The sequence below is a fragment of the Mannheimia sp. genome (assembly GCF_056854775.1).
Window position 1 is genome coordinate 1 of record NZ_JBXGGI010000141.1, and the last position, 10,196, is coordinate 10,196.

13 protein-coding genes, 1 tRNA gene and 1 pseudogene are annotated in these 10,196 nt (G+C 41.6%); 3 read left to right on the forward strand and 12 right to left on the reverse strand.

Annotation, left to right across the window (positions count from 1 at the left end; translation table 11 throughout):
• The coding region (gene kdsB / locus ACJHV0_RS09850) for a 3-deoxy-manno-octulosonate cytidylyltransferase (protein ID WP_483134080.1) at positions 1-645 on the forward strand (645 nt) is incomplete at its 5' end.
• Positions 646-711: 66 nt separating this feature from the next.
• Positions 712-1,143 (forward strand): annotated as a pseudogene (locus ACJHV0_RS09855) (YidB family protein); the annotation flags it as partial.
• A gap of 31 nt (positions 1,144-1,174) precedes the next feature.
• Here the strand turns inward: ACJHV0_RS09855 and ACJHV0_RS09860 are convergent.
• From ACJHV0_RS09860 to clpP, 5 genes are all read right to left on the reverse strand, one after another.
• The gene (locus tag ACJHV0_RS09860; RefSeq protein WP_283386233.1) at positions 1,175-1,336 is read right to left on the reverse strand and encodes a Trm112 family protein; all 162 of its coding nucleotides are present in this window, start codon (positions 1,334-1,336) and stop codon (positions 1,175-1,177) included.
• Entirely contained in the window at positions 1,329-2,315 is a 987-nt protein-coding gene (gene lpxK / locus ACJHV0_RS09865; RefSeq protein WP_483134081.1) for a tetraacyldisaccharide 4'-kinase, read from the reverse strand. The genes ACJHV0_RS09860 and lpxK overlap by 8 nt, the downstream gene beginning before the upstream one ends.
• Positions 2,312-3,277: a Fic family protein gene (locus ACJHV0_RS09870; RefSeq protein ID WP_483134082.1), complete on the reverse strand. Its 966-nt coding sequence runs from the start codon at positions 3,275-3,277 to the stop codon at positions 2,312-2,314. Before ACJHV0_RS09870 ends, lpxK begins: the two co-directional genes overlap by 4 nt.
• A 77-nt stretch (positions 3,278-3,354) precedes the next feature.
• Positions 3,355-4,602 (reverse strand): ATP-dependent protease ATP-binding subunit ClpX, encoded by a 1,248-nt coding sequence (gene clpX, locus ACJHV0_RS09875; protein ID WP_483134083.1) that lies wholly within the window; start codon positions 4,600-4,602, stop codon positions 3,355-3,357.
• On the reverse strand, positions 4,602-5,195 hold the full coding sequence (gene clpP, locus ACJHV0_RS09880) for an ATP-dependent Clp endopeptidase proteolytic subunit ClpP (RefSeq protein ID WP_188156747.1): 594 nt from the start codon (positions 5,193-5,195) through the stop codon (positions 4,602-4,604). The genes clpX and clpP overlap by 1 nt, the downstream gene beginning before the upstream one ends.
• A gap of 113 nt (positions 5,196-5,308) precedes the next feature.
• On the opposite strand from clpP, the gene ACJHV0_RS09885 reads away from it, so the two are divergent.
• Positions 5,309-5,692, forward strand: a complete 384-nt coding sequence (locus tag ACJHV0_RS09885; protein WP_483134084.1) for a SufE family protein — start codon at positions 5,309-5,311, stop codon at positions 5,690-5,692.
• 191 nt (positions 5,693-5,883) lie between these two features.
• Here the strand turns inward: ACJHV0_RS09885 and ACJHV0_RS09890 are convergent.
• The 7 genes from ACJHV0_RS09890 to ACJHV0_RS09920 form a co-directional block, all read right to left on the reverse strand.
• Positions 5,884-5,960 (reverse strand) — tRNA-Asp (locus ACJHV0_RS09890).
• Between the two features lie 107 nt (positions 5,961-6,067).
• Positions 6,068-6,823 carry a class I SAM-dependent methyltransferase gene (locus tag ACJHV0_RS09895; protein WP_483134085.1) on the reverse strand — a complete coding sequence of 252 codons (756 nt, stop codon included), beginning with the start codon at positions 6,821-6,823 and terminating at the stop codon, positions 6,068-6,070.
• Positions 6,820-7,431 carry a glutathione S-transferase gene (locus tag ACJHV0_RS09900; RefSeq protein ID WP_483134086.1) on the reverse strand — a complete coding sequence of 204 codons (612 nt, stop codon included), beginning with the start codon at positions 7,429-7,431 and terminating at the stop codon, positions 6,820-6,822. The genes ACJHV0_RS09895 and ACJHV0_RS09900 overlap by 4 nt, the downstream gene beginning before the upstream one ends.
• 68 nt (positions 7,432-7,499) lie before the next feature.
• Positions 7,500-8,501 (reverse strand): anthranilate phosphoribosyltransferase, encoded by a 1,002-nt coding sequence (gene trpD / locus ACJHV0_RS09905; protein WP_483134087.1) that lies wholly within the window; start codon positions 8,499-8,501, stop codon positions 7,500-7,502.
• A gap of 38 nt (positions 8,502-8,539) precedes the next feature.
• Positions 8,540-8,926 carry a tautomerase family protein gene (locus ACJHV0_RS09910; RefSeq protein ID WP_483134088.1) on the reverse strand — a complete coding sequence of 129 codons (387 nt, stop codon included), beginning with the start codon at positions 8,924-8,926 and terminating at the stop codon, positions 8,540-8,542.
• Positions 8,919-9,509, reverse strand: coding sequence for an aminodeoxychorismate/anthranilate synthase component II (locus ACJHV0_RS09915; RefSeq protein ID WP_483134089.1), 591 nt, complete (start codon positions 9,507-9,509; stop codon positions 8,919-8,921). Before ACJHV0_RS09915 ends, ACJHV0_RS09910 begins: the two co-directional genes overlap by 8 nt.
• 105 nt (positions 9,510-9,614) lie before the next feature.
• Positions 9,615-10,196: chorismate-binding protein (locus ACJHV0_RS09920; protein ID WP_483134090.1), on the reverse strand; the 582-nt coding region annotated here is incomplete at its 5' end.

A 10,196-nucleotide genomic window follows, 5' to 3' on the forward strand; every position in this document is an offset into this window, starting at 1 on the left:
CAACTTTCGGGGGCGACTCGATTAATTATTGCCACCGATCATCCCGAAATTGAAGCCACTGCAAAAGCATTTGGGGCGGAAGTGTGTATGACGTCAGACAAACACAATTCCGGCACGGAGCGTTTGGCGGAAGTGATTGAAAAAATGGCGATTGCCGATGATGAAATTATCGTCAATATTCAAGGCGATGAGCCGCTAGTTCCACCTGTGATTGTCGCTCAGGTTGCTCGCAATTTAGATAGTTTCCAAGTCAATATGGCAACGCTTGGTGTGAAGTTAGAAACTCGTGAGGAGTTATTCAACCCAAACGCAGTGAAAGTAGTGGTGGATAAAAACGGTATGGCGTTATATTTCTCGCGTGCCTCAATTCCGTTTGCCAGAGATAGCTTTCCGGATTGCGATGATAGTTTTATTGCTTCACAAGGCTACTTACGCCATATTGGCATTTACGCTTACCGTGCCGGCTTTGTGAAACAGTATGTGGCTTGGCAGCCAACGGCATTGGAACAATTAGAATCCTTAGAGCAGTTGCGTGCTTTATGGTATGGCGAAAAAATTCATATCGAACTGGCAAAAGAAGCCCCACAAGTGGGGGTGGACACGCCGGAAGATTTGGAAAGAGTGCGAGCGATTTTAGCTCGTTAATCAGTATTGCAAGCGGTTAAATTTCACCGATTTTTTGCGAAATTTTGAGAAAAAACGACCGCTTGTTTAGGAGAAATTATGTTAGGTAATATTTTAGGTTCATTGGCATCGTCTGTTTTGGGCGGCAACAACCAATCAACCGCTATTCAATTAATTCAAAACTTACTGCAATCACAAGGTGGTGTGGAAGGTTTAATCGCTAAATTCCAAGAAGGCGGCTTAGACGATTTATTACGCACTTGGGTTAGCAGCGATGAAGATAATGCTCCGGTATCAAGCGAGCAAATCAGTAATGTTTTTGGTCAAGAAAATATTCAAAATGCAGCTCAAGACGCCGGTGTGGATGCGACAGATGCGAGTGATTTATTAGCTCAGCTACTCCCTAAAATCGTGGATACTTTGACTCCAAACGGCAATGTAGATGATTTAAAAAATCTAGGGGCTGATGACTTATTAGCTCAAGCAGCTAAAGGAATTTTGGGTAACTTATTCAAATAAAACAAAGGGCTGATTTAAATCAGCCCTATCTTTATAAAGCTTTCCCTGCTTCGGGTAACAATTCAGGAATGCCGTTTTTAATCGGATAAGCAATATTGAGCTTAGGGTTGATTAATAGATTGTTCTCTTTATCCCATTCTAACTTTTCATTAGAGACAGGGCAGACAAGGTTCTTGAGTACTTTTTCATTCATTTTCTTTTCCTAGTTTTTGTAGAATTGGCGTTAATAAACAAGCGGTCGATTTTTCCGAAAATTTTGCAGAAACCGGCACATACCACCAATTTTTTTGAGCGAATGCTTTGCATTTTACCGCATCTTTTTCCGTCATCAATAATGGAGTTTGACTGTCGGCTAATGTTTTCAGTTGATTGGCATCAAAATCTTGATGATCGGCAAAGCCTTGCGTTTTGGCAAGCGGAATGCCTAATTTCCCCAACATCGTGAAAAAACGAGACGGATGCCCGATTCCTGCAATGGCGACACAAGGTTGGCTAAATTCACTTAAAGGTCTATATTCATTAGTTAGAAGATTAACTGCTGAACTTGGCTCTAGGCTCATTAAATGTTCATTTGACTTGGCAATTCCGCCGTTGCAAATGATGGCATCTACCGAATTTAAACGGCTTGGCAGCTCACGCAAGCTACCGGCAGGTAATACAAACTCGTTGCCGAAACGCCTTGTGCCATCAACCACCACCCATTCCAAATCTCGCTGTAGTGCGTAGTGCTGCAATCCATCATCGGTGATGATTAAATCTAACTCAAATTGGCTAAGTAATAATTCAATACTTTGCTGCCGATTAGGAGAAATCGCAAGCGGCACATTGGTACGTTGTACAATCAACACAGGCTCATCACCAACCATTTCAGCAGAACTTTGTGAGGTAACAAGCTGTGGAAATGTTTTACTTTTCCCGCCATAACCACGAGAAATCACGCCCACTTTTACTCCGCGTTGTTGTAATTGTTCCACCAACCAAACCACCACCGGCGTTTTACCATTACCGCCAACCGAAATATTACCCACCACCAACACAGGCACAGGTGAACGGTACGATTGCAAAATATTCAGAGAATATAACCGCTTGCGAATGTGGCTAATCAACCAAAACAGCAATGAAAACGGTGCAAGTAGCCAAGTGATAAGGGATTTTGTTTGCCAGATTTTCATTTAATATTACTCAAATAATAAATTCTATGTTTATTTTCACCTTGTGCTGTCAGTAAACCGAGTTTCACAAATTTTGCTAGGTATCGTCTTGCTGTGGCTGGGCTTAATTCTAGTAACTGTACGGCTTTTTGGTTGGTAATCATCGCATTTTCAGATAAATAGTCCTTCATTTTTTGGAAGATAACTTGCTCTTTATCGCTCATTTTATCGCTCATTTTATTGGTTGAATAAGCATTTAATGTAGCAAGGATTGCCTCAAGCATAAACTCAATAAAATCGGTAGAATCGTTTTTTGTATTACTACTATTAAGTGCTTGGTAGTAACGCTGTTGATGCTGATACACGATAGTTTCAATAGGAAGCCATTCAAAAAGTGAATCCCATTGACTTAAAATTAAACTTTGCCATAAACGTCCGATTCTGCCATTTCCATCTGCAAAAGGGTGGATTATTTCCAATTCAAAATGAACAATACAGCTTTTAATTAATGTATGGACTTCACTCTTTTCTGCCCATTTAAGTAGGTCTTGAACTAATTTAGGAACAAAATCAGCTTTAGCGCCTATGTGGACAATATTTGCTCCGCTATAGACAGCAACTTCTCTGTTTCTAAATTTCCCCGATTCTTTAATCAGATCTTGAGTGAGTAGTTTGTGAGCAAGTAGTAAATCTTTGGATTTATATGGATTTAGCGTAAAAGCAAGATCGTATGCTTGGTAAGCATTCTCGACCTCTCTAATATCTTTAGGATGAGCAAGAATACGTTTACCGTTTAAAATACCTGTAACTTGCTCTAGGGTCAAAGGGTTGCTTTCAATCGCCAGTGAGGATTGGATTGATCGAATACGTTGCTCTTTCCGTAAATGCAGATCCCGTTTTTCTAATGATAGCCGACCAACAAGGGAAGAAATATCCACAATATAATTAACTATTTTATGGTTAATGGTAAATTTTGGTTCCATTACATTCTTCCCTTATTGTAAATAGTTTGAAATTTTTTGTTTAAAAATCCTCTAAACTTTCAAATATTTCGTAACTATTATTCCACCTTCGGCTTATCGCCGTTTTCCACACAACCTTTGCCGATAGTTACTTTTTTCGCATTTAAGGTTGGGAGATCGTACATTGTATCAAGCAACAAGTTTTCTACGATTGAACGTAAACCGCGAGCCCCTGTTTTACGGGCAATGGCTTTGCCTGCAATGGCGATTAATGCTTCTTTGGTGAAGTGTAATTCTACGCCTTCCATTTCGAATAAGGCTTGGTATTGCTTGATAATTGCATTTTTAGGCTCGGTTAAGATCTGAATCAAGGCTTCTTCATCTAACTCTTGTAGTGGCGTAACTACAGGTAAACGACCGATTAACTCAGGAATTAAGCCGAATTTAACCAAATCTTCAGGCTCAACTTGTTTGAATAATTCTGTTAAATCTTGGCGATCTTTATCTTTTCTCAATGCCGCACCAAAGCCAATACCGCCCTGCGTATTTGTGCGAGATTCTACAATTTTATCTAAACCTGCAAACGCCCCACCACAAATAAATAGGATTTTGGAAGTATCCACCGGAATAGTTTCGCCTTTCGGGTGCTTACGACCACCTTGCGGATTGATATTAGCTACCGTGCCTTCAAGCAGTTTTAATAAGGCTTGTTGCACGCCTTCACCCGAAACATCTCGGGTAATTGAAGCACTTTCCGATTTGCGGGTGATTTTGTCGATTTCATCAATAAAGACGATGCCACGTTCCGCTTGTTCTGCTTCAAAATCGCATTTCATCAGTAACTTTTGAATCACGTTTTCCACGTCTTCACCCACATAGCCAGCTTGGGTAAGGGTTGTTGCATCGGCAACCGCAAACGGCACATTTAAACGGCGAGCAAGCGTTTCTGCCAGTAAAGTTTTACCGCTTCCTGTTGGTCCGATTAATAAGATATTACTTTTACCTAATTCCACACCGTTTGTGGCATCAAAATTTGATAACGCACTTCTTAAACGTTTGTAGTGATTGTAAACTGCCACAGAAAGTACTTTTTTGGCGTGTTCTTGCCCGATGACATAATCATCTAAATGTTGATGTAACTCGTGCGGCGTTGGGACATTTGTGAAGAAACTCGCTTCATCTTCTTGGCTTTCATCAATTAGCGGCTCTTCTTCGCCGTGTAGCAGAGCGTAAGATTCTTCAATACATTCGTTACAAATATAGCCTTCAGTACCTTCTACTAATTGATCGACTTCGGTGCGTTTTTTACCGCAAAAACTGCAATGTGGTTCTTTTTCAAACACCATTATGCCACCTCACTGCGAGAGGTTAAAACTTTGTCGATTAATCCATATTCAGCAGCTTCTTTGGCAGACATAAAATTATCACGCTCGGTGTCCGCTGCTACTTTCTCAAAAGGCTGATCACTATGCTCAGCCATTCTGCGGGTAAGCATCTCTTTCAAACGTAAAATTTCTTCTGCTTGAATTTGAATATCAGTCGCCTGACCTCTCGCCCCTCCTAACGGTTGGTGGATCATAATGCGAGCGTGCGGCAGAGCAAAGCGTTTGCCTTTTGCTCCGGCAGAAAGTAAAAATGCCCCCATTGAGGCTGCTTGCCCGGTGCAAAGAGTTGCCACATCAGGTTTGATAAAATTCATTGTATCGTAAATTGCAAGTCCTGCCGTTACTACACCACCTGGCGAGTTAATGTATAAATAAATATCTTTTTCCGGATCTTCCGCTTCTAAAAAGAGTAGTTGTGCCACAATTAAATTTGCCATTTGGTCTTCAACTTGACCGTTTAAAAAAATAATACGCTCTTTTAATAAGCGTGAATAAATGTCGTAAGAACGTTCGCCTTTTGAGGTCTGTTCTACCACCATTGGGACTAATGCCATTATTATTTCCTCTTTTGAATTCGAAAATTTGTTTATTCTAGCAAATTTTCATAAAATCATTAACAACAAGCGGTCAGATTGTTAAAATCTTTTGCAAATTTATTGAGGATACTATGATATTAGCAGAGATTTACCAAAAATTTGAAGATTGCAAATCGTGGGAAGAAAGATACCGCTTGTTAATTCAATTTAGTCGTCAGCTACCGAAACCAACAGCAGACGAGCTTGCCGACTTACCTGAAATTGAAGGTTGCGAAAGCCGATTATGGTTTCAGTTCCAACTTGAACCAAGAAAAATACAGACCTACAGTGATGCCCGTTTAATGCAGGGGATTTTATTTATTGTGGTAACGGCACTTACTGAAAAATCAGCAGAAGAGCTTGAGCATTTTAATTTAAGCGAAATGTTTGATGAGCTAAAAATTTCCCCAAATTTAACCAGCACAAGGTTGAATGGGTTGGGACAGATACAGAAGTTGATTGGGGTTGGATTATAAATAGATGCTCGATGAAATTCCCCTCTTTAGCAAAGAGGGGTTAGGGGAGATTTGGCAGAAATAATTTTACGCTCATACGAAATTTGGGCATCGCAATCAAATCTCCCCCTGCCCCTCTTTTCTAAAGAGGGGAGTTAGAATAAGTTAATAAATATAAAAAAGCCTCTGATTTCTCAGAGGCTTAAATTTGTTGGCGGAACGGACGGGACTCGAACCCGCGACCCCCTGCGTGACAGGCAGGTATTCTAACCAGCTGAACTACCGCTCCGTACTGGTAGTACAAATAATAGTGGGTTCACGAAAATTGAGCAATCAAATTTTAAAAAATAATGTTTAATTGATTGTAAAATAACCACATTGAGAACTCACTGTTTGCTATTTTTGTTTTTGTACTTTTACAAATAACAATGGCGGACGGTGTTGTAAATCTTTAAATTCATTATGCCATTCAGGCTGCTCAGTAAGCATCGGCTCTTCCACTTGCAGAATGTTAAATCCACTTTGAATAAGCTGATTTAAAATGGTCGCCATTGTGCGGTGGTAGGTTTTAAAGGGTTGTTGAAACCAACTGCGATCCCGCTCGCCCTCATCTCGATAATAATTTAACCGATAAGCCACTTGTTGTTTTGCTTCGTTTTTTTCCCAACGGTATCCTTCTCTGTAGCAAGTAACAATCGGGTGTTCTTGAGAGAAAATCAGCGTGCTACAAGCGGTCATTTTTGCCGAAATTTTTGCAAGTAGCGAGGTAAAATCCTCAATATAGTGAAAGGCAAAAGAACTGGTAACGACATCAAAATCGCTCTCTTGAATTTCATCTAAACGTTCCATCGGTAAGCAGTAGAGCGAGAAATCTTTTCCTTTTTGGTATTGTGCGGCAAGCTCGGTTTCAGCTTGCTGTAGCATTAATTCGGATAAATCTAATCCAACCACTTTTTCTGCCCCTAAACTTAAATAATGGGCGAGATGAACCCCAGTTCCACAACCTAAATCCAACACTTTTTTGCCTTTTAAATCAGGCAGTAGCGAGAACATTGTCGGCTTTTCTACGACCTCATTCATACTAATCGGGTTTTGTCGAAGTTGTTGGTAGCGTTCAAAGAAAATTGGGGTGTCGTAAATGCTTTTTTTCATTTGTGTTTTAACCATTCATTTAATTCAGGCAAGGAGAGTAAACGGCGTTGGTAAGCAAGAGCTTGTTCACTGAAATAACGATGTAAGCCATAAGTTTCAATGCGTAATGCGATTGGTGCGAAAAATGCATCAACAGCGGTAAATTCATTACCGGCTAAAAAATTGCCAGAGAAACGGTTTAATCCTTCTTGCCACAGTTCATCAATGCGGGTTAATTCTGCCACTAATTCGGGTGGAGTTTGAGCTAATTCGAGCCGTTCAAGCGGTCGAAAATCACAAATTTCTCGCAAAACGGTAAAACCTGAGTGCATTTCAGCACAAGCACTGCGGCTCCACGCTCGAACGATTTTATCCGCCGCCCACACTTGGGGGTAACTTTCGGCAACATACTCCACAATAGCCAAGCTGTCCCAAACAGTATGATTGTGATCAACCAGTACAGGAATTTTGGCGGTGGGGGAAAATTGTTGGAATTGTTGGCGTTGTTGATTTATATCTGCCAAATAGCGAACAATTTTTGTGTTAAATGGAATATCGAGCATTTTAAGCAAAAGCCATACTCTGAGTGACCAAGAGGATTTTGGAGGATTAATATAAAGTTCAAACATCGGTTTCCCCATTGTTGTAATGAAAAGAGCTGCAAGGAAAAGATAAAACCCACATTGTGGGCTTAGATTTAATCGTTATATTGCGATAATTTGGATAATGTTTCAAATACTTTTCCGCTGGCAAGGGTAGTTTTAATCTCTGCTACATTCGCTTTAAGATCAGACTTTCCAAACAGTTTCATCAACAATGCTACATTTACCGCCACCGCATCAATATGAGCGGCTTCGCCTTTACCTTGTAAGATAGCGGTGATTTTTTCTGCATTTTCTGCAGGCTCTCCGCCTTTGAGATCTTTAAGAGAATGGCGTGAAATGCCGAAATCTTCAGGGGTGAGAGTGTAATAGTCAATCTGTCCGTTTTGGATTTCAGCCACTAAGGTTTCGCCGTGAATAGCGACTTCGTCTAAACCTGCTCCATGAACGACAATCGTATGTTCACAACCGAGTGCTTTCACCGTTTCAGCATAAACTTTTACCAGATCCGGTGAATAAACCCCAAGGAGTTGACGTTTAGCGTGTGCCGGATTGATAAGTGGTCCTAAAATATTAAAGAGCGTACGAGTTTTCAAGGCTTGGCGAACCGGTGCGGCATATTTAAAGCCACTGTGGTAGGTTGGGGCAAATAGAAAGCAGATGTTGGTTTCATCAAGGGCAAGGCGTGCCGTTTCAGGTGAAATGCCAACATTAATGCCTAATTGCGTTAAAACATCACTTGAGCCTGTTTTGCTCGACACACTGCGGTTACCGTGTTTGGCAATTTTGTAGCCCATCGTTGCTGCTACCAATGCTGAGGTGGTAGAAATATTGATGGTGTTATGCCCATCGCCGCCTGTACCGACAATATCGGCAAAAGGGTAATCCGGGGTAGGGAACAGATTAGCATTTTCTAACGCTGCGGTGGCGGCTCCAGCAATTTCTTCCACTGTTTCACCTCGTAGTTTTAACGCAATCAAGGCGGCGGCTAATTGTTCGTTGGAAAGGTTGCCTTTCACCACTTCGCTAAAAAAAGCGTGAGATTCCGCTTGGGTTAAGGCTTGGTTGGCGAATAATTTATCGAGTAATTTTTGCATAAAATTTTCCTTATTTGACCGCTTGATGTATCAACAGATTAGCGGTGTACCTGATATTCCAAATCGGTTGCTTCATTGCCGGTCATTCCTCGAAAGCCCCAGTAATGTTCGGGTTGTTCTTTAATAGTAATCTCCACATCTATCGGCATAATCCCGACTTTTGATTGCAACGAGCTAAATAAGCCTTTAATCAGCCGTTTTTTGATTTGTTCGCTCCGCCCAAGCATCAGGTTAATTTCAATAACGATGAAATTTTCGCTACGATTAATCGGCGGATAAAAATTTTCTGCCTCTAACAACTCAAAACACAAGGCGTGGCGTTGTTTCGGCACGCCTAAGCTCATTTCCAAACAGTCAAAAATGACTTCGGCAATTTGGGTTCGGCGGTCTGTCAATGTCTGTTTTAAACCATATACACTAATCATTTTTTGCCCCTAACAACCATTCTACCGACTGTTTAAGTAATTTTGTGCCTTCTACCGTTAAAATGGATTCAGGGTGGAATTGAAAGCCGCAAATTGGCAAGGTTTTGTGGCGAATTGCCATCACGATATGCTCGAATTTGGCGTTAACGATAAATTCTTCAGGCAAATCATCGCCCATCAACGAATGGTAACGAGCCACTGGCATCGGGTTATTGATGCCTTCAAACATCGCTTGATTGTCGTGCTCAATACGAGACACTTTGCCGTGTAATACTGTGCCGGTATGTACCACTTTACCGCCAAAGGCTTCAATTAAGGCTTGATGACCCAAGCAGATTCCAATCATTGGTACTTTGTCTTTCAAACGGCGGATAATCTCCAATAAATTGCCCGCCTCAGCCGGGTTGCCTGGGCCAGGGGAGAGTGCCACTAAGCAGTCAGGCGTGTTCAAGGCTTTGTCTAAGAAATCCGCTAGGGGGTAATCATTACGGAAAATGGTGACTTTATGCCCTAACTCACGGAATTGATCGACTAAGTTGTAGGTAAAAGAGTCGAAGTTATCAATAAAAAGAATGTTTGCCATAGTTGTTACCTTATTAGGTAGGGACGCACTGAGTGCGTCCTTATAATTCAAATTTTGCAAATTTAGAGTAAAAATAAACCGCTTGTGGACGCACGCAGTGCGTCCCTACAGGCTAGTATTTACCTGTGCAATCGCCTTTAACACCGCTCGTGCCTTGTGGCGGGTTTCATCGGCTTCTAATTGTGGATCGGAATCTAACACTTCGCCACAGCCTGCTTGTACATAAGCTGTACCGTTTTGCACGAATGCTGAGCGGATCACAATACAGGTGTCTAAATTGCCGTCTGAAGTTAAATAACCTACCGCACCGCCGTAGCTGTGGCGTTTTTGTTGCTCTACTTGGTAGATAAGTTGCATTGCCTTAATTTTCGGTGCACCGGTCAGCGTCCCCATATTCATACAGGCTTGGTAAGCGTGCAGGGCATCTAAATCAAAGCGAAGTGTGCCGATCACACGGGAAACTAGGTGCATAATCTGCGAATAGCGGTCAATTTGCATTAAATCCACCACACGGCGAGTGCCGGATTCACTCACACGAGCCACATCATTTCGAGCAAGATCGACTAACATTAAATGTTCTGCAAGTTCTTTTTGATCAAGACGTAATTCCAGCTCCAAACGGCTGTCTAGCTCAGGATCGATGTTGCCGCACACGTCAAATCCACGAGGGCGAGAACCGGCAATCGG

Bases quoted from the DNA above. Each gene is read 5' to 3' on its own strand.
- clpX (WP_483134083.1), bottom strand. From the start codon at position 4,602: ATGGTGTTTGAAAAAGAACCACATTGCAGTTTTTGCGGTAAAAAACGC.
- ACJHV0_RS09900 (WP_483134086.1), bottom strand. From the start codon at position 7,431: ATGTTTGAACTTTATATTAATCCTCCAAAATCCTCTTGGTCACTCAGA.
- ACJHV0_RS09860 (WP_283386233.1), bottom strand. From the start codon at position 1,336: ATGAATGAAAAAGTACTCAAGAACCTTGTCTGCCCTGTCTCTAATGAA.
- clpP (WP_188156747.1), bottom strand. From the start codon at position 5,195: ATGGCATTAGTCCCAATGGTGGTAGAACAGACCTCAAAAGGCGAACGT.
- ACJHV0_RS09870 (WP_483134082.1), bottom strand. From the start codon at position 3,277: ATGGAACCAAAATTTACCATTAACCATAAAATAGTTAATTATATTGTG.
- ACJHV0_RS09895 (WP_483134085.1), bottom strand. From the start codon at position 6,823: ATGAAAAAAAGCATTTACGACACCCCAATTTTCTTTGAACGCTACCAA.
- trpD (WP_483134087.1), bottom strand. From the start codon at position 8,501: ATGCAAAAATTACTCGATAAATTATTCGCCAACCAAGCCTTAACCCAA.
- lpxK (WP_483134081.1), bottom strand. From the start codon at position 2,315: ATGAAAATCTGGCAAACAAAATCCCTTATCACTTGGCTACTTGCACCG.
- ACJHV0_RS09910 (WP_483134088.1), bottom strand. From the start codon at position 8,926: ATGATTAGTGTATATGGTTTAAAACAGACATTGACAGACCGCCGAACC.
- ACJHV0_RS09885 (WP_483134084.1), top strand. From the start codon at position 5,309: ATGATATTAGCAGAGATTTACCAAAAATTTGAAGATTGCAAATCGTGG.
- ACJHV0_RS09915 (WP_483134089.1), bottom strand. From the start codon at position 9,509: ATGGCAAACATTCTTTTTATTGATAACTTCGACTCTTTTACCTACAAC.